We start from the raw sequence: 22,587 nt of genomic DNA, 5'->3' as shown, positions 1-22,587 counted from the left end.
CTTGTTGCTTGCTTGTGCGCGAAAAAATTCGCCCTGTGTGGCTTGTTGCTTGCTTGTGCGCGAAAAAATTCGCCCTGTGTGGCTTGTTGCTTGCTTGTGCGCGAAAAAATTCGCCCTGCAGGGGCGAAAGAGGCGAAAAACGCCGTTTTTAGGAGTGCAGGGCGAACTTTTTCGCGGTTCTGTTGTGGTGTGGGGTGTGCTGGGCGAACTTTTTCGCGGAACCGCTGTAGAACGGGGGTGCTGGGAGAGTTTTGTACCGGGTTTGGCGCTAGGTGCGGTACAAAGTTCTCCCTGCTGGGGGGCGTGGTGGTGCGAGCGGTACAAAGTTCTCCCTGCTCGGGCAAAACGGGCTGAAATGGGCCTTTTTGGGCGTGTTGGGAGAGTTTTGTATCGGAGGTGGCGCTGGGTGCGGTAGAAAGTTCTCCCTGCTGGGGGGCGTGGTGGTGCGAGCGGTACAAAGTTCTCCCTGCTCGGGCAAAACGGGCTGAAATGGGCAATTTTGGGCGTGTTGGGAGAGTTTTGTACCGGTTGTGCTGCTGGTCTGGGTGTGTTGGGAGAGTTTTGTACCGGTTGGGCTGCTGGTGTGGGTGTGTTGGGAGAGTTTTATACCGGAGCTACAGCTGAGGCTACTCGTGATGAGTGTCTGTCTGTGCCTTCACTGTCCTTGTGATCGCCTCTCATCAGGCGGGGAGAAATTTCGCATGCAATTCCCCTGAATGTATTTCAAAATGTGAACTCAGATCGTTGAAATTCTGCGGTTTGTGGGTCGTCGCGGGTGTGAGTCCTCAGGGAATTGCATGCGAAATTGTGGGGGCATGTCGCTCAGGGGCGCCGGAGCGATGCCGATAGTCGCGTCGATGGGCCGAATCGGTGGCAGCGTGGGTGTAGTTGCGGGTGGGCTGGTCCGGCGCTCGGCTGGTGCGGCAGATGGCGGTCGGCCAAGGCAACAGGCGGCAGGTAACAGGTGGCAGATGCGGTCGGCCAAGGCGGCGGGCAACAGTCGGCAGGCAACAGGCAACAGGCGGCAGACAGCGGTCGGCAGACGGAAGGCAGCAGGCAACAGGCAACAGACGGTAGACAGTGATCGGCAGACGGAAGGCAGCGGTCGACTAGGGCAGCAGATGGAAGGCCGCAGGTAGCAGACAGCGGTCGGCCAAGGCAACAGGCGGCAGACAGGGGCGGCAGGCAGAAGGTAGCAGACAACAGGTAGCAGACCGTGGGCGACCTAGCGGGACCGCCGACGCGGCCCGCCGCACGGAGGCCGGCTACGCGGCTCGGGCCGCGATGTAGCCCTGCAACGCAATGACGCCGGCACCACGAGACCAGGCCTCGTTGGAGCCGTCGGAGAGGGTGACGCGAATCGAGGTGGCTCGCGGGTCGCGCACTTCGCCGATGCCCTCTCGGACGGCATCGCCGCTGAGGGATGCGAGAGCGACGCCTTCGCCTCCGATGATCACGAGCTCGGGCGCCGTCAACGACGCCACCAGGCCGATGAGCCTGCCGAGGGCACGCCCCGACGCCGCCAGAATTGCCTCGACAGCGGGGTGCTTCTCAGAAGCGAGGGTGATGACGTCACTCCACTCGAGGCGGCGGCCGACGGCGGCCGACGCGTCCCGGCAGATCGCCGGGGTCGTCAGCATGGCTTCGGCGCAACCCCGGTGCCCCTGGGAGCAGATGGGGCCCAGGGGGTCCAACGGCCAGTGCCCGACGAGGCCGATGCCCGAGTCCTCGTTCTCCAGGCGCGCCCCGTTCGCGACGCACCCGTAGCCCACGCCCACGCCGACCGTGATGACGGCGAAATTAGAGTGGCCGGTGCCCGACCCGAACCAGTGCTGAATCTGCGTGTAGGCGGACAGGTCGTTTGCGACGAAGGCGGGCAGGCGGGTCGCCTCGGATACGAGGGAAGCGAGCGGGACGTCATGCCACTTGAGGAAGGGGGCCGACTCGACGGTGCCGTCGGCGTTCACGATGCCGCCGACAGCGATGCCGATCGCGTCAATGCGGTAGGCCGAGCGGGCATGGTGGGCCAGGTCCGCGATCGCCCGGACGACGCGGACGGGCGTGAGGGAGTCGAGGGGGACTCGGTAGGAGTCGCGCGGAGTCGCCTTCAGGTCGATGACGGTGGCGTCGAGCGCGCTATCCGTCAGCTTGATGCCCAGGAAGTAGTGCGAGGAGGGGACGACGTCGAGGGGGATAGTCGGGCGGCCGGAGGTGCGCTGGGTCGCTTCGGGAACCTCGGCGAGGAGGCCCGAGGCGATGAGCTCCGTCGAGATGCGTGTGAGCGTCGCGGGGGCCAGGCCGAGGCGTCGGGCCAGTTCAGCGCGGCCGAGCGGGCCGTGGATGAGGACTTCGAGCGCGACCGCAGAAGCGAGCTCGTCTTTGGGCTGCCAGGTCATGACCATTCCTTTCTGGTGAAAAAAAGATTACACGTGAATCTCAAATTTGCCTAGCGTATTGACAAGACTAATTTTGCGTGGTGAAATTACCTCCAAGCGGCCAAAGGTGGTCGCGATCACGAGAAAGATCACAGTGCAATGAAGCAGAAGCGTCTCCTCACCGTCGGTGTCACCCTTTTCGCTGCGGCCTCGATGCTCGCAGCCTGTGGCGGTAACACTGCCGACCAGTCATCGTCCTCCGACTCCGGATCCGGCTCCTCGACCGTCGAACTGACCCTGTGGGGCACGTACGGCGCGGGCTCCAACAGCGCCCAGAAGGACGCGCTGGAGAAGGAAATCATCCCCGCCTTCGAGAAGGCGAACCCCGGAATCACCATCAAGTACGTCGACATGCCGTACGACGGCCTCAAGCAGAAGCTCACGACCGGCGCCGCGGCCGGAGAGCTGCCCGACCTGATCCGAACCGACCTCGGTTGGAACGCTCAGTTCGCCAAGCTGGGTGTCCTCAAGCAACTCGACGGAAACATGCCGAACTACGACGCGCTCGCGGCCAAGGTGTATCCGGGCCTGCTGGGCACGACCCTGTACAACGGCCACCACTACGGCCTGCCCCTGGATACGAACACGCGCGTGCTCATCTCCAACCCCGATGCCCTGTCGAAGCTCGGCGTCGACAAGGCCCCCGAGACCTTCGACGAGTTGAAGGACCTCGCCACCAAGGCCAAGGACGCGGGTGGGTCGGTCTACGCGTTCGCAGACGGCGACATCTCGCAGTGGAACATCATGCCGTGGATCTGGAGCGCGGGCGGCGACATTTCCGACCCCGACCAGACGAAGGCCTCGGGCTACCTGGACTCCGATAAGTCCGTGGCCGGCGTCCAGTTCCTCGTCGACCTGTACAAGGAGGGGCAGATCCCCAACGCGATCATCGGCAACGAGGGCGCGACCAAGACGCAGGACGGCATGCCGAACGGCGAGTACGCGACGATCCTCGACGGCCCGTGGATGGACCAGATCTGGGCGGGCTCCTACCCGGACTTCAAGCCCACCTACTCTAAGGTCCCCGCCGGTGAGGGCGGATCGATCTCGGTCGTCGGCGGCGAGTCTATCGTCATCACGGAGCAGACCAAGAATCTCGAGGCCTCGTACAAGTTCCTCGAGTTCACCCAGTCGCGCGAGTTCCAGCTGCCGATGAGCAAGGCCGGCCAGATGACGGTCGTCGCCGAGTACGCGGCCGAGGAGGCCGAGGCGACGCCGGGTACCAAGATCTTCTCCGAGCAGCTCAAGACCGCGAAGTCTCGCCTGTCCATCCCCGATTCCGGGAAGGTCGACGAGATCCTCAAGACCGAGCTGACCCCCGCCTTCGAAGGCAAGGTGACCGTCAAGGAAGCCCTGACGAAGGCCGCGCAGCAGATTGACCCGCTCCTGAGCGCCGCCAAGTAACCTGGCGTCGCTCCTGCAACCGGGCCCGGCCCCCACGCGCGCGGGGCTGGGCCCGGGAAAGGACTCCTCATGAGCACCCCCACCGCGGACGAGGCCGTGGCGCCTCGCGCGCGTCGGCGTTCCTCCCGGAGGAACCCGGTGGCCCCCTACCTGTTCTTGGCACCGGGAATGATCCTGTTCGCCCTGTGCGTCCTGTACCCCATGGTGCGTTCGGGGCAGATGAGCTTTTACGACTGGAACATCGTGAAGGGCTCGAACTCGGACTTTGTGGGCCTGGACAATTACGTGAAGGCCTTCCATGACCCATCGTTTTGGACGGGTCTGGGTAACTCTGGGATCTACATGGTGCTGACGGTGCCCCCGCAGATCATCCTCGGCCTCGCCGTTGCGATGCTGCTGCGCTCGAAGGCGCCGCTCCAGCCCCTGTTCCGGGTGCTCTACTACCTGCCCGTGGTCACGTCCTGGGTGGTTGTGTCGCTGCTCTTCAAGTACCTGTTCGCCGACCAGGGGCTCATTAACTACATGCTGGGGACCGCCCACCTGGGCGCGGGGGACACGTCGTGGCTGTCGAACCGTTGGACGGCGATGATCGCGATCTGCGCGCTGGGGGTGTGGAAGGGCATCGGCTGGTCGATGATGATCTTCCTCGCCGCCCTCCAGGGGGTGCCCAAGGAGCTGGAGGAGGCTGCCCTCGTCGATGGGGCGAACTGGTGGCAGCGCTTCAAGGCCGTGACCGTGCCGGCGATCTGGCCGGCCACCGTCTTCGTCATCGTGATGCTGGTGATCGGCGGACTCAACGTCTTCACGTCGGTGCTGCTCATGACGAAGGGTGGGCCCAACGGCCAGACCGAGGTGCTGCTCACCTACATGTATCGTCTGGCGTTCTCCGACTTGAACTTCGGGTACGGCTCGGCGATCGCGGTCGTCCTGACGATCCTCGTGTTCATCATTTCGATTGTTCAGCTCAAGGTGTTGAACCGCGACGACGAAAGGGCGGGAGCATGAGCACGTCACGCAAAACGATGCACGCCGCCGGAACGTCGCTGCGCTTCGTCGTCCTGACGGTCGGTGCGATCGTCATGATCCTGCCCTTCGCCTACATGGTGTCGACGGCCTTCAAGCCGCAGGCCTACGTGCTGGAGACGCCCCCGAAGTTCATTCCCGACCCGGGCACGGTCGACAACTTCGTGCAGGCGTGGACGACGCAGGATTTTTCCCGCTACGCCCTGAATTCGGCGTTTGTGTCCGTGACGTCGACGGTGCTCGCCGTGTGGCTCTCCTCGATGATGGCCTACGCGTTCGCGCGATTCGATTTCCCGGGCAAGGAGTGGTTTTTCCGGGCCCTCCTCCTCGGCCTCATGATTCCTTCGATGATGCTCATCATCCCGCAGTTTGTGCTCACCAAGCAGCTGCACCTCATCGATAACCTGTGGGCCCTCGTGCTGTTCTACGTGTCGGGAAACTTGGCGCTCAACACGTTCCTGCTGCGCAGTTTCTTCGAGGGGATCCCGCGCGAGCTCGACGAGGCCATGGAGGTCGACGGGGCGAACGTGTGGACCCGCTACTGGCGCCTCGCGATGCCGCTGGCTAGGCCGGCGCTCGCGACGACCGTTATCTTCACCTTCCTGGCCACCTGGGACGAGTTCGCGTGGGCCCTCACGGTCATTTCGACGGAAACGAAGCGCACTCTCCCGATCGCTATTCAGCTGTTCCACGGGCAAAACTCCACCCAGTGGGGGCTCGTGTTTGCCGCGTCCCTGATCGCGATCCTCCCCGTCATCGTCGTGTACCTGATTTTCCAACGTCACTTCGTCGCGGGCCTGACCGCAGGAGCCGTGAAAGGATGATTCCCTTGCTCCTCCCCACCCAATCCGTCTATCTGCCCGGGCAGGCCGTCCGCGTCGAGGCCTCCCATCCCGGCGACCTCGTCGTCACCCACCTGGGCGAGGTCGTGCGCGAGGTCCCGTGCGAGCGCCCCGGCCTCGTCGATCTGGGAGAACTGAGCGTCGGCGGGTACGGCGTCGCCCAGCCGTCGACGGGTGCGTCCAGTGCCGTGCAGGTGTGCGCGTCGGCGTCGGACCGACTGCGCTACGGTTTCGTCGCGTCCTTTCGTCCGGGAAAGGACGCCCGGGCCGTGGCCCGTTTCGCGCGTCGCCTGCACCTGACCGGGATTCAGTTCTACGACTGGGCGTATCGGCACGCGGACCTTCTGGGTGGGGGAGAGGAGTACCTCGACGCCCTCGATCAGCCGATTTCGCTCGCGACCGTGCGCGCCCTCATCGAGGCGCTGCGGGCGGTGGGCACGCGGTCGATTGGCTACGCGGCCGTGTATGGCGTCGGCAATGACGAATGGGAGCAGTGGGAGGATACGGCCCTGCTGGATCCAGTGGGGGAGCCGTACTCGCTCGCCGACTTCCTGCGCATCGTCGATCCCGCGCACCCGCGCTGGCTCGCCCACTTCGCGGCAGACGTTGCGGCAGCCGCGCGCGAGGTCGGCTTCGACGGCTTCCATCTCGACCAGTACGGCTACCCGAAGGCGGCCGTCCGCCCCGACGGGGAGATCGTCGACGTCGCCTCCTCCTTCGACACCCTCATCCGAGGCGTGCGCGAGGCGGTGCCCGGCGCGACCCTCGTGTTCAACAACGTCAACGACTTCCCGACCTGGTCTTCGCCGAGCGCCCCGCAGGACGCGGTCTACATCGAGCCCTGGGAACCTGTCACCACGTACGAGGCTCTGGCTCGCGTGGCGACGAGGGCCCGCCTCGTCGGGGGCGGGAAGCCGGTCGTCCTGGCGGCCTACCAGTCCATCTACGACAAGGCCGCCCGCGACGTGGGCGACGCGTCCACGCGGCTCACGATGGCGACGCTCTTCTCGCACGGCGCCACCCAGCTCCTCGCCGGAGAGGACGGCCACCTCCTCGTCGACCCGTACTACGTGCGCAACATGCCCGCCGAGGACGAGACCCTCGACATGCTCGCCAGCTGGTACGACTTCCTCGTCGAAAACGACGAGATCCTCGTGGACCCGAGCATCGTCGACGTGACGGCCTCGTACGTGGGTGCATACAACGCGGACATCGACGTGTCCTTCGACGAGGCCCCCGTGTGCTGGGAGGCCGCCCCCGGGTGCGTGTGGCGGCGCGTCACCCGCGCGGGGGATGCCCTCGTTGTCCACCTCATCAACCTGGTGGGCCAGTCCGACACGGTGTGGGACGGTCCCCACCGCCCGGCGATCGCGCTGCGAGGCGGTACGCTGCGTCTGAAACCCCTGTTCGGGCGTGTGCCGCGCGTGTCGGCAGCGGATCCCGACGCGGGCTCGACGCTCATCCCGCTGGACGTGCGAATCGTCGACGGCCAGGCCGTTGTTTCCCTCCCCGACCTCAACGTATGGCAGGTGCTCCATGTTCTTCTGTAACGATGCGCTACACCCCCGCGGCAACGGCCTGGGGGCCGACGAGTGGTGGAAGGGCGCGGTCGTCTACCAGATCTATCCGCGCTCCTTCAAGGATTCGAACGGTGACGGCTTCGGCGATCTCGAGGGGATCCGCTCAAAACTCGACTACCTGCAGGCCCTCGGCGTGGACGTCCTGTGGCTCTCGCCGATCTACGCCTCCCCGCAGGCCGACAACGGCTACGACATCGCCGACTACTACGACATCGACCCGATGTTCGGCACCCTGTCGGACTTCGACCGCCTGCTGGAGAGCGTCCACGAGCGGGGCATGCGCCTCGTCATGGACCTGGTCGTCAACCACTCCTCCGACGAGAACCCGTGGTTCGTCGAGTCGCGGTCCTCGCGGGATAACCCGAAGCGCGACTGGTACATCTGGCGCGATCCCCGCCCCGGGTGCGTGGGCGGCGAGGCCGGGGCTGAGCCCAACAACTGGGGGTCCTTCTTCTCCGGCTCGGCCTGGGCGTGGGACGAGGCCACGGGACAGTACTACCTGCATCTGTTCCACAAGAAGCAGCCTGACCTGAACTGGGAGAACCCGCAGGTTCGCGCGGCCGTCTACGAGATGATGAACTGGTGGCTCGACCGCGGTGTCGACGGTTTCCGCATGGACGTCATCAACCTGATCTCGAAGGATCCGGGCCTGCCCGACGGCGTCGTCTACCCCGGGCGCGCGTGGGGCGAGGGCTTCCCGCACTTTTCCGAGGGTCCCCACCTGCACGAATATCTCGCGCAAATGCGCCGCGAGGTCTTCGATGGCCGCAGCGGCACGATGACGGTTGGCGAGTGCCCGGGCGTGCGCCGCGACAACGTCCTGCTGTTCACGGACCCGGCGCGGCGCGAGCTCGACATGGTGTTCCAGTTCGACCACGTCGACCTCGGCCTCGAAGCGGGGAAGTTCCACCCGCGCCCGCTGCGCCCCGGCGAGCTCGCCGACTGCTTGAGCGCCTGGCAGGAGGCCCAGGGTGAGGTCGGCTGGAACAGCCTCTACCTGGACAATCACGACCAGCCGCGCGCCGTCAGTCGCTTCGGCGACGAATCGCGCCGCTACGAGTCGGCAACGGCCCTGGCCACCGCCCTGCACATGCTGCGCGGTACGCCCTACGTGTACCAGGGCGAGGAGCTCGGCATGACCAACAGCGTCTTCGGTGGCATCGAGGACTATCGCGATGTCGAGGCGCTGCGCTACTACCGCGAGGCGGTGGAGGCGGGGGAGAGCCCCGAGTCGGTCCTGAAGGGGCTGGCCTTCACCGGCCGCGACAACGCGCGCACCCCGGTCCAGTGGGACGCGAGCGAGAACGCCGGCTTCACACAGGGCACCCCCTGGATCGGCGTCACCCCCAACTATCGGGAGATCAACGCCGCCTCCCAGGTCGGCGACCCGTCTTCCGTGTACGCCTACTACCGCGCGCTCGCGGACATCCGACACGGGCTCCCCGTCATCGCGGCCGGTGCGTTCGAGCGCATCGACACTCCCTCGCCCGCGATTTTCGCCTATCGCCGCACCCTCGGCGAGGCCGTGGCAACGGTCCTCGTCAACCTCTCCTCCCAGCCCGCCTCCCTCGGCGAGGCGGCGCGTGAGATCACCGGAGAGCTCCTCCTATCCAACCGAGACCTGCCCGAGGAGGACCGGGGTATCCCGGAGAGCCTCGGAGAATGGGAGGCCCGAGTCTACATGCGCTAACTCCACATGACGATTCCCCCGGGGCCGGCACCGATGGCCCCGGGGGTCTTCATAGGCCTCGTCACCGACGAAGGAGACGACGCCTCGACGCGCGCACGCAGCACGCGCGCTCGACGGAGGCCATTTGTGCTCCGTCCTCGCCCGACCCACGCGCGGGGCAGACAACGATGTCTTGAAAAGGAACACACCATGAAATCGCGAGTATTACCCGCGAAAATAGCGATCGTCGCGACGGCAGCGGCGACCGCTGCCGGAATCATCGGGATGGTGACGCCGGCGCACGCCCAGGCGCAGATCACACGCGTCTGGACAGAAAACGCCCGATACCTGCCTAACCAGAGCGTCGACGTGACCGCCCAGGTCACCGGCGCCTCCCACGTTCGATTCCGCCTCATGCACCTGGGTGAACAGGTCATGGCCTCGGACGATCGGCCCGTCGACGGATACGGGCGCGCATCCTGGGAGTTCAGCGCCCCCGACCGCGACTACACCGGCTACGTCATCGAAGCCGACTCGGACAACGGCGCGCAGGGCGAGACTGCGCTGGACGTGTCCTCCGACCCGTATCGCTACCTGCGCTTCGGATTCCTGGACTCCTACCCCGAGGGCATGAGCGGGGCGGACCAGCAGAGGGCCGTCGACGACCTCGCCCAGAAGTACCACATCAACGCCCTGCAGTTCTACGACTGGATGTACCGCCACGAGGCACCGGTTCCCTACGACGGAAACGGCGTCGCCCCCACCTGGTCCTCGTGGGGCGGGGAGAAAATGTCGCGAGACACCATTACGGGCCTCATTCATGCCGCCCAGTGGCGTTCCGTCGAGGCCTACCCGTACTCCATGAGCTACGCCGCGCTCAACGGCTACGAATCCTACGGGGTGAGTCCCGACTGGCGACTGACCTACCGCTCGAGTGGCAGTCCTTGGTCCTTCGAAATGCTGGCGAACCGTCCGGACTCCACCCTGTGGATCATGGACCCATCCAACCCGGCGTGGCGCTCGCACATCGTCTCCCAGTACGTCCACCAGAGCGAAGACATCGGGTTCGACGGAACCCACCTCGACCAGCTTGGCGACTGGGGCCACAGCGAGGATCACCAGGGAGGCATGGCGACAACCGGAGGCGTACCGGTCGATCTGCCCAAAGCCTTCGGCACGCTCATCGATCAGACGGCTGACGCCACCGGGAAACCCGTCGGAATGAACGCGGTGGACGGCTTCGGTATGGACCACATGGCCGCAGGGGCAGCGACCTACGAGTACACGGAAATGTGGGACTCCCACGAACGCTACGAGGAAGTGCAAAACTACCTCCAGCAACAGCGCATCCTGTCGGGGAACAAGCCCGCCGTCGTCGCCGGATACGTCAACAACAAGTGGAACAACGGCCCCGGGTACGAGGCCGAAGCCTCGACCGCAACGCGCACGGGCGTGCAGGTGGCCACCGATCACCGCGATTACTCAGGGACGGGATTCATCGACCACTTCGGTGAGCGCGGAGACTCCGTGACCTTCCGCGTCCACGTGGACGCCTCGCGCAACTACGGCCTCGTCCCCCGATGGTCCAACGCCACGGGAGACATGGCAGCGCGAACCTTCTCCGTCGACGGGCGCGTCGTCTCGCGAAACGTCCTTCTTGGCCTCACGCAGGACTGGGACCACTGGAACATCGAGGGAGGCACCTGGGCGTATCTCACCCAGGGCGACCACACCGTCACGATCAGCGTCGACGAGGGCGACTACGGGTACATCAACCTCGACGAGCTGCACATCAACTCCTTCTCCACTCCCTCCGTCCAGCTCTTCGATGCGGCGCTCGCGGCCAACGGCGCCAGCCACATCGAGATGGGGCAGGGCGACCGCATGATCGCCGCCGCCTACTTCCCGGATCGCACCAAGTGGATGGACGAGGAACTGACGCAGTGGATCACCCGCTACTACGACGTCACCACCGGCTACGAGGAGCTGTTCTACGGGCCGACCCTGCGTCCCCTCGACGACTCGATCGTGGAGATCCCCGGATACAACGTGTCGCGCAACGGCCTGAAAAACACGATCTACGCACGCGTCATGCGCTCGGGCGGGATGGATGTCATCCACCTGATCAACCTGCTGGGCAACGACGAATTCTGGCGCGACCCCGGCAATGCGGTGAGCGACACGGGGTCCTTCACCGTGCGCTACCACTACGGTGACTCGCCCACGCCGGGCACCGTCTACAAGGTCACCCCGGATACCGAGCGCGGGACGCGAGCCGTCGCCCTGCCCTCGCGGCTCGGCACCGACGAGACGGGCAACTACGTCGATATCGACGTCGACAACCTCCACGCCTGGGACGTGCTCTACATGGGACAGAACACGGTCGGCAACGGCAACGTCGTGAACCAGGGGCAAAAGTGCATGGACGTTCGAGAGGGAGCATCCGCCAACGGGACGCCCATCCAGCTCTACGACTGCGCCTCGGTTCCCGCCCAGCGCGTCACCTACGACGGCAACACGCTCTCCGTCATGGGCAAGTGCGTCGACCTCGAATACCAGGGCACCGAGAACGGGACCTACACCCACCTCTGGGACTGCAACGGCGCGCCCTCCCAAACCTGGTACTACACGCCGCGCAACCAGTACTACAACCCGCACTCAGGCAAGTGCCTGACGCTGGACGGCGACCACTACACGAACGGCAACCGCCTGACGGTCTGGGATTGCCACGGCGGCGCATCCCAGAAGTGGAGCAAACCGCAGTAGCGACTCAGTAGTAGTAGGGGTAATCCTCCCAGCGGGGGGCGCGATGCTCGAGGAAGGCGTCGCGCCCCTCCTGTGCTTCGGCCGTCATGTACGCCATGCGCGTGGCCTCGCCGGCGAAGACCTGCTGACCGGCCAGCCCGTCGTCGGCCAGGTTGAAGGCGAACTTCAGCATGCGGATGGCCTGCGGGGACTTCGTCGCGATGGTCGCGGCCCACTCCAGGGCCGTCTCCTCCAGCTGCGCGTGGGGGACGGCGCGGTTGATGACGCCCCAGCGCTCAGCAGTTTCAGCGTCGTAGCGCTCGGCGAGGAAGAAAATCTCGCGCGCCCGCTTATCGCCCGCCTGGCGGGCCAGCAGCGCCGAGCCGTATCCGGCATCGAAGGAGCCGACGTTCGCGTCCGTCTGCATGAAGGCCGCGTGCTCGATGGAGGCGACCGACAGGTCTGCGACCACGTTGAGGGAGTGTCCGCCGCCAGCTGCCCAGCCGGGAACAGCCGCGATGACGACCTTCGGCATCGTGCGGATCAGGCGCTGAACCTCGAGGATATGCAGGCGTCCGGCGCGCGCGGGGTCGATCTGCTCGCGGCGCTGCGCGGTGGCCGCCTCCGGGTCCGCGCCCTCAACCTCGTAGCGGTAGCCGTCGCGGCCTCGGACCCTCTGGTCGCCGCCCGAGCAGAACGAGTATCCGCCGTCGCGCGCCGACGGACCGTTACCCGTCAGGATCACGGCCGCGACCGATGAGGTCTGGCGGGCGTGGTCGAGCGCGCGGTACAGCTCGTCGACCGTGCCGGGGCGGAAGGCGTTGCGGATGTCGGGGCGGTCAAAGGCGATGCGCACGACCGGCATGTCGGCGCCCTCGGGGCGGCCGTCCACCTCGGCGCCGCGCGAGATGCCGCGGTGGTAGGTGATGTCGGCGAAGTCGAAGCCCTCGACCTCGCGCCAACGCGTCGGATCGAAGGTGTCGGAGACGAAGGGGAGTGCACTCATGCCTCGGATTCTAATCGACGAGGCACTGGCGGTGCGGTGCGCGTGCGTGCGGGAGGGGGCTCGACGGGCCCAGCTGACGGCCCCTACTGAAGGGGTAGCCATGCCCTCCGATGCGGTGGGCGTGTGCAACCTAACCAATCGGAACAAAGGATGTTCTCGTGTTCGCGCATGGTGAGATAACTAGTCACTGATGCGTGTGTCGTGAAATACTCGTATATTTGCCAGGCGTTCTGCTCTGTCAGGGAGTCTGTCACTTTGGGGCGCTTACTGCACAATCGCATACAAGTTTCAGCGTGATCGAGTTGTTGCGAAGCCAAGGTTGCGCGATAATATTACCGGTAAGTAAGGAGGCTCCTCATGAATGCAGCGCCGCAACCAACGCTCATGCGCATTCCGATGCGCACATTGAGCCGCCAAGCGCGTTACGCCCTCGAGGGCGTCGACGACATATTGGTGTACAAGGTAGCGATGACGACGCGTTTCCGCGGGGTGACGCGCCGCGAGGGTCTTCTTCTGCACGGCCATGCCGGCTGGGGAGAGGCCGCGCCCTTCTGGAACTACGACGACGCTGAGTCGTCCCGTTGGCTGGCGGCCGCGCTCGAGTCTGCCCGCCGATTCCCGCCCGTGCCTCGGCGCAAGTTCGTGCCCGTCAACGTGACGATCCCCGTCATTTCCCCCGAAGAGGCCTACGAGCGAGTGAAGGCCTCGGGTGGATGCGCGACCGCGAAGATCAAGGTCGCTGAACCCGGCGTGAGCCTGAGCCGCGACTGCGCGCGCATCGCCGCCGTCGCCGACGCCCTGCGTGAGACGGTCGGCGGGCAGGCGATGATTCGCCTCGACGCTAACGGCGCGTGGGAGGTCGACGAGGCTCGCGCCGCGATCCCCGCGATGGCTGCCGCCGCGGGCGTGGTTCCCATTGAGTATGTCGAGCAGCCTTGCCTGACCGTCGATGAGCTGGCGCAGGTGCGCCGCTCGGTGGACGTTCCCATCGCTGCGGACGAGTCGATCCGCCGAGCCGAAGACCCGCTTGAGGTGGCCCGCAAAGAAGCCGCCGACGTGGTCATCATCAAGGTGGCGCCTCTCGGAGGCGTGCGTGCAGCACTGAAGGTGGCTCGCAAGAGCGGGCTCGGGGTCGTCGTCTCCTCGGCCCTCGAGACCTCCGTCGGCCTGTCGGTCGGCGTCGCCGCGGCCGCCGCAGTGCCCGGCGTGCCCCGGGCGGCCGGCCTGGCCACGGCCTCGCTGCTGGTGGGGGACGTGACCGAGCCCCTGATTCCCGAGCGCGGACGCCTGCCCGTGGGGCGGCGCGAACCCGACCAGGAACTCATCGACCGCACGCCGGTCGATGGCGATCTCGTCTCCCGCTGGGGCATGCGCCTGGAGGGAATGGCCGAGCATCTGGGGGCTGGGGGCCGGTAGGCTGGGCCTATGCCCTCCGTCGATACCGCCAGCGCCATCCTCGCGTCCCTGGACGCCCTGGGCCTCACGCACGTTCTGTACTGCCCCGGATCGCGCAGCGCCCCCTTCGCCTACGCGCTCGAGGCAGGCGCGTTTAGCGGCGACGCGCGCGCCGTCCTGGATGAGCGCGGCGCCGGGTTCATGGCCGTCGGCTTGGCCCGCACCGGAGCCCTGCCCGCGATCGTCGTCACCTCGGGGACAGCCGTCGCAGAGCTGGCACCCGCCGTTCTCGAGGCCTCCCACGCGCGCCTGCCGCTCCTGGTTGTGAGCGCCGACCGCCCCGGCGAGCTGCGAGGCGTCGGCGCGTCCCAGGCGACCGACCAGTCGCGGCTCTTCGGCACCCACGTGCGCGCGCAGGTGGACCTGGAACCTCAGGAGGCCTCGACGACGCTCGTCGGACACCTGACGCGCTGCGTCGCCGCCGCGTGCGGCGCACCCACGGGCACCCCCGGGCCCGTCCAGATCAACGTCGCCTTCCGCGACCCGCTCACGCCCGTTTCGCCCGCGTCCCCAGCGGCTTCCGGGGACGAGGCCGGGGCTTCCTTCGTCCCTCGCCCGACCCGGGTGCTCGCCGCCTCCCCCGTGAGCGCGCGCTGGGAGGACGTGGTCGGTCCTGCCACCGCGGGGCTGATCGTCGCGGGTGAGGGGGCTTCGCCTCGTGCCCTCGAATGGTCGCGCGCCTCGGGATTCCCGCTCCTTGCCGAACCGGCCTCGGGCGCGTGGGCAGACGGGGGCGTGACCCCCTTCGAGCAGTCACTCGTCGCTTCGTCGCTGGGACGGGAGGCCGATACCGTCGTCGTCACGGGCCGCCCGACGCTGTCTCGCCCCATCCACGCCCTCCTCGCGCGCCCCGACGTACGCGTCATCCTCGTCGACCCGCACGCCCCGTGGGTGGATATCTCCGGCAACGCCTCGGTCGTGGTGGCCGACCTGGAACACGCGCGCGAGCCGATTCGCGCCGCGCAGGCCGAGTGGGCATCCCGCGTACGCGACGCCGCCCGCGACGCAGGTGAGCGCATCGATTCCCTGCTCGCCGCTGGTTCCGGGCGCACGACGCTCGACCTCGCGCGAGCCGTCGCCGCCTCCACGAGCGGGCCCCTCGTCCTCGGCGCCTCCAACCCCGTGCGCGCCTTCGACCTGGCCGTCCCCACGCTGGAAGGCCGCGTCGTCCACTCCAACCGTGGGCAGGCCGGCATCGACGGCACCATCGCGACCGCCGTCGGTATCGCCGTGGGCGCCGGATACGGGGGCGAGACCACGGTCCCTGCTGGCCAGCGCGTCACCGCCGTCATGGGTGACCTGACGGCCTGCCACGACGCGTCCTCCCTGGCCCTGGCAGTGGCCGCACGGGCACACCTCGACATCATCGTCGCCGACGACCGCGGCGGCGGCATCTTCGCCACCCTCGAACACGGGCGCGCCACCACCCCCGAGGCCTACGACCGGTGGTTCGGCGTCGCGCAGGACGTCGACTACGAGGCGCTCGCGGCCGCATACCGCCTGGCCTTCGCCCGCGTCGACAATCCCGCGCAGCTCGCCCGCGTGCTGGAGACCCCGCAGGCCGGCCCCCGCCTCGTCCACGTCCCCGTCGAGCGCGGCGCGCACCTGTACGGCGCCATACGGGACATCCTCAACTGACCATCGTGGGACGCGTTCGCTGTGAGAGCAGCGGTTTTCAGGAAACTTACAGGACGCATTCAGTGGCCCTTTGAGGAAGCGACTCATACTGGTGGACAGATAACGAACTGACACCAGAGGAAACCATGAACGAGTCTCAGATTCCGGCCCCCGACGCCGACTCGTCGCGCGATGCGGTCACGGCCTCGGCCCCCACCTATCCGCAGCGTGCGACGGCTCAGGACCACTCGACCACCCAGGAACTGCCGCCCGCGCAGGACGCCACGCGCGAGATGCCCACCCCCTCCGCCGAGGAAGTCCCCGCGGCTGGCGGCGCATACTCCGCCCCCACGGGCGAACCCTACGGCGGATACGCGACCCCGACCTCGCCCGAGGCGGCTGTCGCCCCGACGGTCGTCGTCACGAAGAAGGGGCCGGGTTGGGTCGCCCTCATCTGCGCGATGCTCGTGACGATCGGCCTGACCCTCGGCGCCGTGTTCTTCGCGCGCCCGGCCATGCTGCGCGCCTCCACGCCGACCAACCTCAACGGGGGAACTGTCACGGCCGTGCCCGCGTCGAACAGCTCCGGGACGGACTGGACGGACGTCGCCTCCGCCGTATCGCCCGCCGTCGTCACGATCCAGACCCAGGGCGCTTCGTCGGGTGGTACCGGTTCGGGCGTCATCTACGACGCGCAGGGAGACATCGTCACGAACTACCACGTCATCTCCTCCGTCCTGGGCGGCGGCCAGATCCAGGTGACCCTCGCGGACGGGCGACTCTACTCCGCGTCGATCGTCGGCCACGACAAGACCACCGACCTGGCCGTCATCCGCCTGGAGAACCCGCCCACGGACCTGACTGTCGCGCGCTTTGCGACGTCGGCGAACCTCAAGGTCGGCGCCCCCGTCATGGCGATCGGCGCGCCGCTGGGCCTGTCGAACACCGTGACGACCGGCATCGTCTCGGCCCTCAACCGTCCCGTCGAGGTCTCCATGGACGAGGACAGCTCGTCGCAGAACAGCACCCAGGCGTCTTCGGACCTCGTGGTGACGAACGCAATCCAGATCGACGCCTCCATCAACCCCGGCAACTCGGGCGGCCCGCTCTTCGACGCGACCGGCGCGGTTATCGGCATTAACTCCTCGATCAAGTCACTCGCCACCTCGTCCGACGGGCAGGCCGGCTCAATCGGCCTGGGCTTCGCGATCCCCTCCGACCTGGTCGTCTCTGTTGCTGATCAGCTGATCGCCACCGGCTCGGCGTCCCACGGCATGCTCGGCGTGACCGTCAAGGCCGCGACGACGACCGTCGGCTCCGACACCTACGTCGGCGCCGAGGTTCAGGAGGTCTCCGCAGGTTCCGGTGCATCCGCTGCGGGCATTCGCTCCGGCGACGTCATCGTCAAGGTCGAAGGTCAGGAAGTGACCAGCCCCAAGCAGCTCATCGGCTACGTGCGCCGCTACAAGGCTGGCGACACCGTCGCCATGACGATCGTGCGCGACGGCGCCACGCAGGACGTGTCCGTGCGGATCCAGTGAGCTGCGTGCGTCGCGTGCGCGTTGCGTGTATGCGCGCGCTGCGGCGTGACTCGAGTATTGCGTGACCTGAGTGCCGCGCACTGACGAGGCCCGCCGTCCCTGTGAAGGGGCGGCGGGCCTTTGCGTGTCGACGGGTCGTTTAGACCCCGAGGGCGTCCAGGAGCGGGCGCATCTTCGCTTCGGTCTCGGCCAGCTCGGCGTCCGGGTCGGAATCCGGCATGATGCCCGCGCCCGCGAAAAGACGCAGGCGCGTGCCCGAGGTGAGTCCGCAGCGCAGCGCGATCGCAAACTCGCCGTCGCCCGCCGTGTCCACCCAGCCCACGGGCCCCGAGTAGCGGCCGCGCTCGGTGTCTTCCAGCTCCTCGATGAGCCGCATCGCGGCGTCGCGCGGGGTGCCGCATACGGCCGCCGTCGGATGCAGGGCGGCCACCAGATCCAGTAGATGAGTGGACCCCAGGCGCGCGTGCACGTCCGTCGCCAGGTGAACGACGTTGGGCAGCGACAGGAGGAACGGCCCGTGAGTCGTCACCGAGGTACACAGACGCGTCAGGATCGAGGACACCGACTCGGAGGCCAGGTCGTGCTCGCGCAGGTCCTTCGCGCTTGAGGCGAGCATCTCGCCCTCGCCGGGCTTGCACGTGCCCGCCAGGACGCGCGAGGTCGCCGTGCCGCCCGAGGCCGCGATTAGCATCTCCGGAGACGCGCCGAGGAGCGAATCCACGCAGAAACGCCACGTCGACGGGTACAGGTCGCTCAGGCGCTCGAGCAGGAAACGCTCATCAAACCCATGCGCGCATCGCACCGTCATGTCGCGCGCCATGACGGCCTTGTCGGCGGCACCCTCGCGCAGGCGCTGCGCCATCGCCCGCACCGAGTCGCGCCACTGTCCGCGCGACATTGACCCGTGCCCAAACGTCAGGGACTCTGGCACGCGTGGGGCGGGCCTCGCCACGGCCAAGGCTTCGTCAACCGCCGCCAGCGGATCCGGGGCGTCCCCGATGCCCGCCGTGATCGCCCAGCGGGCCCCGGCCTCGTCGATGAGAGTCAGCGCGGGCACAAACGCGACCGAACGGGCGGGGGAACGGAACGCGAAGGACGCGAACAAGACGGGGGAGGGGGCGCCGCCGGCGGGGGACGAGGCCGGGGTGGCCTCCCCGGGACGGTGGCCGTTAGTTGTCGGGGTGGCCTCGCCGGGGCGTGCTGCGTCAGCGTGCGGGGCGGTTGCCGAGGCCGGGGTGGCCTCCCACGCGCGGCGCACCTCGGCGATCGCACCCGGGGCCGCGGACTCGAGCGTGAGCGCACGTCCCAGGCCGATCATCTGGCGGCGCTCACCCAGCCAGGCGGCGCCCCCGCAGTCGGGAAGTAAGGACGTCAGTGAGCAAGTAGACCCCGGGTGCTGCGGGGGTAGGGCCAGCGCCCGAAAGGTCAGGCGCGAGCATCCGAAGTCGTTGTGCATGGGTTCCATGGTAGGAGCAGGGGCGGCACAGTGCTGGAAGACGTGCGAGTATTGACGCATGACTGAATCCCCGCGAGCGGACCTGAGCAAGGTTCCCGAAGAGATCGCCTCGATGTTCGACTCCGTCGCCTCCCGCTACGACGCGATGGATACGCTGATGACGGGCGGTTTGAACAACGTGTGGATGACCGCCCTGCGCAAGGCGGTCGCCCCGCACCCCGGCGAACGCATCCTCGACCTGGCGGCCGGAACCGGCGCGTCGTCGGCCTCCCTGGCCAAGGGTGGCGCCGAAGTCGTCGCCTGCGACCTGTCCGAAGGCATGATCGAGGTCGGCCGTGAGCGCCACCCCGAGATCGAGTTCGTACACGGCAACGCCATGGACCTGGACTTCGAGGACGGCACCTTCGACGCGGTCACCATCTCGTGGGGCCTGCGCAATATTCCGGACCCGCAGCTCGCGCTGCGTGAAATGGCGCGCGTCGTGCGCCCGCGCGGCCGCCTCGTGGTGCTGGAGTTCTCCACGCCGCCTTCGCGCATTTTCCGCGGCCTGTACAACGTCTATCAGTCGACCGTCATGCCGGCGATTGCCCGCGTGGCCTCCACGAACGACGGCGCCTACGACTACCTGGTCGAGTCGATCCGCCAGTGGCCCGCCCAGGAGGAAATCGGCCGCATGATCGCCGCCAACGGCTGGAGCGAGGTCGAGTACCGCAACCTCACCGGCGGCATCGCCTGCCTGCACCGCGCGGTCAAGCCGCTGCCGTAACTATCGTTTCGATAACGACGAGGCCGGGGCCCCTTGTGTGGGGTCCCGGCCTCTCACGTTGGGCGCGGAAGGCGCAGCCGCGCCCGTAGACGGGGCAGGGGCGGCGCGCACCCACCTGCGGGTGGCGCGAGTGCCCTGCCCCGGCCTCGTTGTTAGTTCTTCGGCGCGCGACCCTGGGTCAGAGTCGCCAGGCCCAGGTAGCCGGGCAGCGGCTCGTTCATCGTCGCGTTCGCGAAGGCCACGGGCACGCCGTTCGGCAGCGGGTTGACCACGCGGATCGCGGCGGTCAGCTCCTGCGCGGAGTCGTTCGCCCGATACTGCGAGGGCAGCGTGAAGCGCGCGGTGACGGTCCCGGTCTGGCCCGGGAGAACCGAGGGCAGCGGGGACTCGAGGGTCTGGGTGGCCACAATCGTCTTGTTCGAATCGACGAGGACGACCTCGAGGGGCCATGTTGCGTAGAACGGGGCGGATCCCGTGTTCTTGATGTCGACGGCCACGGTGGCCTTCGCGCCGTGGTACGTCGCCGACGTGCGGGTGGCCTGCAGCGTGTAGCCCATGGCTGCGCTGGCCTGCTGGGCGCGCGTCAGATCAGAGCCCGTGTAACCGACCGTGAAAGCCTTCTGGTTGATCAGCCACGTGGCGTGCGCGCCCTGAATCGACTCGAGGGCCTTGTAGTCGCCTTCAGGGTCCATGTTCGGGCAGTTGACGGGCTGGGAGAAGAGGCACATCTGGGCGGGCGGGTAGAGCTCGCCGCCGATCGGAGCGTGCTGCCAGGCGTCCGCTTCGCCCTGCTTCTTCAGCTTGGGGATGAAGTGCCAGCTGACCCCCTCGAGGGTCGCGTAGCCGAAGGAATCATCGTGGTAGCCCATGCCGTGGGCCTTCGTGGCCTCGGTGGGGTAGCGGTTCTGGATGAAAGTCTCATCGAAAGCGTCGTCCCAAGCCTCGACCAGCTGGGCGCGGAACGCGTCGGAGGGCATCCAGTTGATGCCCGTCGGGTTTTGGGAGCTGATCGCGCCGTTGTAGGGGTAGGTGTGCTCCTCGCCCCAGAAACCGTACAGGCCTGCGGTGATGTAGCCGATGCGCGGATCCCCGTCGTACCTGTTGCCCAGGGCCGCGACGAAGTGCAGGAACATCTGCTGGACGTTCGGGTCGTCGTAGTTGGGGGAGAAAGACTTCTTCGCATTGTCGTGGAAGTCGTATGTGCGGCTCGTGTCCGTGCCGCCGTCAATGAGGTACTGGGGCAGCGCTGAAGATTCGCCCGGGTTGTCGACGTAGAAGCGGATGACCGCCTGGTGTCCGCGCGCCGCGATGGAATCGAGCATGGCGTCGACGGAGCTGAAGTCGTAGGTGTCGGGGCCGGTGACGACATTCTTGAGCGGGAAGACCGCCCATTCGAGCGTATAGGGCAGCGCGCTCTGTGCGAGCACGGGATTGCCGCCGGGGGCGGGCGCCCACGGCATGAAGCCCTTCATCGGGTTCGACACGGGGGCTGGCGCCGCCTCGAGGGTGGTCCATTGGGTCGTCGAGGCCGACGAGGCCGTGGCTGGCAGGGTGGCACCCGCCAGTCCTGCGGCCGCCGCGAGAGCGATGGCGATGCGAGCAAATTTCCTCATCGCGAGGTCCTTTCAGTCTGTACTGCGGCTGGGGACATTGAGCGGCGTGGGCGCGTCGCGTGGAAGTACGCGCAGGGCAATCGCATCCGCGTGCGATCCGAGGCTTCCACGGCTGACAAGTGAATCACTGTGTTGTCACTTCGTGCAAGATTGTGAAAAATTGTGTCAGTAAGTGATTGTGTGACAAGCGTGTGGTGAGCTGGGCATTCGTCTGCCTGCGGGCGCGTCGCGCCGTTACGGCGTGCGAGCGGGGCTTCCCGCGCGTGTGGAGTGAGCGATCGGCGCTCGTGTCCAACGAGAACGAGGCCGGGTCCCTCGGTGGGGTCCCGGCCTCGTTGGTGGAGTGCGTGCGCTGGCTCGTTTAGTACGGTCCGCTGTCGACGACCGCCCACGTTCCATCGTCCTGCAGTCGCAGGAAGACGACTTCGCGCTTGTTCACGGGTTCCAGTGAGTTGTCCGAGTAGTTGCGCTGGTAGTAGACGTTCCCGTACCAGCGCGTCGGGTCAGTGTTCGGCTGCTGCCCATGGTTGTTGCTGCCCGTGATGGTGACGGTCGTGTGGGCGCGGTTGGCCAGGAGTGGAAGGAATTCGCCCTGGCCGTGCTGCTGGTCGGGCGTCTTCGTGTGGCTGCTCGCTCGTTCAGGCACTTCGTACACGCTCGCGCGGATGGATGCATAGGCGTTGGATTTATCGCGCGATGCATCCCACGTGTTAAGCGTGATGACGTAGGCTCTGGCGACGGCCTCGGGATCGGTGCGGTCCACCTCGCGCGGGTCTGGCAGGAGGTCGGGGAGCCACTGGACCGACGCGGGGTGCAGGCATGTGCCGATGGGTGTGGGGGAGCCGTCCTCGCACGCAGGCGTGGTCGGCGTCGCCTCCGTCGGCGTCGCCTCCGTCGGCGTCGGCGCGGCTGTGGAGGCTCCAGATTCTTGGGTTGGGGCCTGGTCCGAGGAGGATTGCGCGGGCGATTGTGCGGACTGTGCCTGGCTATCTGCGCTGGGCTGGCGCGAGCCACAGGCTGTACCCGTGATCGTGAGGGTAAGGACCGCTACTGAAGCGATGCCGATGAGGGTGCGTCGTGGATACCTGCGGGTATGAGTCTGTTCTTCTGAGCCCATGCATGCTCCCCTTCAGTGTGTCTGTGTCGAGGTTCGTCGCGCGTGTTCTGTGTTGGATGCGTGAGTATTCTCCACCATTGCTGTTCGCTGCGGCGCTGGTCATCGTATCGGATTGTGCGAGGGTGTCGCGCGGGCTCGTCTCAGCGCATGTAACACCTGGTGCGACGAGGCCAGGGCCACCATTTACGACAGAGTTCCCTTGCGCAAATGGGTGCTATGAGCGCGGCCTGCCCGGGCCTCGTTCGTTGAAACTCCAGGGAAAAGTGCGCTCGGTCGCCGAGGTGAGAGTGACCTAGCTAGGCTTTCTTGCGGAATGAA

Annotated in this window: 16 protein-coding genes; 11 read left to right on the top strand and 5 right to left on the bottom strand. The window is 67.0% G+C overall.

Going from position 1 to position 22,587, the window contains the following annotated elements:
• Positions 1–1,265 precede the first annotated feature (1,265 nt).
• Positions 1,266–2,396 carry an ROK family transcriptional regulator gene (locus tag QP415_RS05955; protein WP_285099350.1) on the bottom strand — a complete coding sequence of 377 codons (1,131 nt, stop codon included), beginning with the start codon at positions 2,394–2,396 and terminating at the stop codon, positions 1,266–1,268.
• A 138-nt stretch (positions 2,397–2,534) separates the two neighbouring features.
• Here QP415_RS05955 and QP415_RS05950 point away from each other — a divergent pair, with 138 nt between their 5' ends.
• The 6 genes from QP415_RS05950 to QP415_RS05925 all read left to right on the top strand — a co-directional run bounded on the left by QP415_RS05950 (position 2,535) and on the right by QP415_RS05925 (position 11,719).
• The gene (locus QP415_RS05950; protein WP_016461003.1) at positions 2,535–3,839 is read left to right on the top strand and encodes an extracellular solute-binding protein; all 1,305 of its coding nucleotides are present in this window, start codon (positions 2,535–2,537) and stop codon (positions 3,837–3,839) included.
• Positions 3,840–3,908: 69 nt separating this feature from the next.
• On the top strand, positions 3,909–4,844 hold the full coding sequence (locus QP415_RS05945) for a carbohydrate ABC transporter permease (protein ID WP_016461004.1): 936 nt from the start codon (positions 3,909–3,911) through the stop codon (positions 4,842–4,844).
• On the top strand, positions 4,841–5,686 hold the full coding sequence (locus QP415_RS05940) for a carbohydrate ABC transporter permease (protein ID WP_048675936.1): 846 nt from the start codon (positions 4,841–4,843) through the stop codon (positions 5,684–5,686). Before QP415_RS05945 ends, QP415_RS05940 begins: the two co-directional genes overlap by 4 nt.
• Positions 5,683–7,254, top strand: coding sequence for a glycoside hydrolase family 66 protein (locus tag QP415_RS05935; protein WP_285099346.1), 1,572 nt, complete (start codon positions 5,683–5,685; stop codon positions 7,252–7,254). Before QP415_RS05940 ends, QP415_RS05935 begins: the two co-directional genes overlap by 4 nt.
• Entirely contained in the window at positions 7,241–8,974 is a 1,734-nt protein-coding gene (locus tag QP415_RS05930) for an alpha-glucosidase (protein ID WP_285099344.1), read from the top strand. Before QP415_RS05935 ends, QP415_RS05930 begins: the two co-directional genes overlap by 14 nt.
• Positions 8,975–9,163: 189 nt before the next feature.
• The gene (locus QP415_RS05925; protein ID WP_285099342.1) at positions 9,164–11,719 is read left to right on the top strand and encodes a glycoside hydrolase family 66 protein; all 2,556 of its coding nucleotides are present in this window, start codon (positions 9,164–9,166) and stop codon (positions 11,717–11,719) included.
• Positions 11,720–11,723: 4 nt separating this feature from the next.
• Here the strand turns inward: QP415_RS05925 and QP415_RS05920 are convergent, their stop codons facing one another.
• On the bottom strand, positions 11,724–12,704 hold the full coding sequence (locus QP415_RS05920; RefSeq protein WP_048675947.1) for a 1,4-dihydroxy-2-naphthoyl-CoA synthase: 981 nt from the start codon (positions 12,702–12,704) through the stop codon (positions 11,724–11,726).
• Positions 12,705–13,061: 357 nt separating this feature from the next.
• Between QP415_RS05920 and QP415_RS05915 the strand changes: the two genes are divergently transcribed.
• From QP415_RS05915 to QP415_RS05905, 3 genes are all read left to right on the top strand, one after another.
• The gene (locus tag QP415_RS05915) at positions 13,062–14,120 is read left to right on the top strand and encodes an o-succinylbenzoate synthase (protein WP_016461010.1); all 1,059 of its coding nucleotides are present in this window, start codon (positions 13,062–13,064) and stop codon (positions 14,118–14,120) included.
• A 9-nt stretch (positions 14,121–14,129) separates the two neighbouring features.
• Positions 14,130–15,797, top strand: coding sequence for a 2-succinyl-5-enolpyruvyl-6-hydroxy-3-cyclohexene-1-carboxylic-acid synthase (gene menD / locus QP415_RS05910; protein ID WP_285099339.1), 1,668 nt, complete (start codon positions 14,130–14,132; stop codon positions 15,795–15,797).
• A gap of 125 nt (positions 15,798–15,922) precedes the next feature.
• Positions 15,923–17,317 (top strand): S1C family serine protease, encoded by a 1,395-nt coding sequence (locus QP415_RS05905; protein WP_285099337.1) that lies wholly within the window; start codon positions 15,923–15,925, stop codon positions 17,315–17,317.
• A gap of 139 nt (positions 17,318–17,456) precedes the next feature.
• On the opposite strand, the gene QP415_RS05900 is transcribed toward QP415_RS05905, so the two are convergent.
• On the bottom strand, positions 17,457–18,773 hold the full coding sequence (locus QP415_RS05900) for an isochorismate synthase (RefSeq protein WP_442953465.1): 1,317 nt from the start codon (positions 18,771–18,773) through the stop codon (positions 17,457–17,459).
• A 58-nt stretch (positions 18,774–18,831) separates the two neighbouring features.
• Here QP415_RS05900 and QP415_RS05895 point away from each other — a divergent pair, with 58 nt between their 5' ends.
• Entirely contained in the window at positions 18,832–19,539 is a 708-nt protein-coding gene (locus QP415_RS05895) for a class I SAM-dependent methyltransferase (RefSeq protein ID WP_048675959.1), read from the top strand.
• A gap of 152 nt (positions 19,540–19,691) precedes the next feature.
• On the opposite strand, the gene QP415_RS05890 is transcribed toward QP415_RS05895, so the two are convergent.
• Complete coding sequence (locus QP415_RS05890; protein WP_285099335.1) at positions 19,692–21,152, bottom strand: DUF4832 domain-containing protein; 1,461 nt, start codon at positions 21,150–21,152, stop codon at positions 19,692–19,694.
• 194 nt (positions 21,153–21,346) lie between these two features.
• On the opposite strand from QP415_RS05890, the gene QP415_RS05885 reads away from it, so the two are divergent.
• Positions 21,347–21,517, top strand: coding sequence for a hypothetical protein (locus QP415_RS05885; RefSeq protein ID WP_285099333.1), 171 nt, complete (start codon positions 21,347–21,349; stop codon positions 21,515–21,517).
• Here the strand turns inward: QP415_RS05885 and QP415_RS05880 are convergent.
• Entirely contained in the window at positions 21,514–22,269 is a 756-nt protein-coding gene (locus QP415_RS05880; RefSeq protein WP_285099332.1) for a hypothetical protein, read from the bottom strand. The genes QP415_RS05885 and QP415_RS05880 overlap by 4 nt on opposite strands.
• Positions 22,270–22,587: the final 318 nt, after the last annotated feature.

It is taken from the genome of Pauljensenia sp. UMB3104 (assembly GCF_030217285.1).
Lineage (GTDB): Bacteria > Actinomycetota > Actinomycetes > Actinomycetales > Actinomycetaceae > Pauljensenia.
Note: the sequence above shows the minus strand (reverse complement) of the source record. Positions and strands in the feature narration are given on the sequence as shown.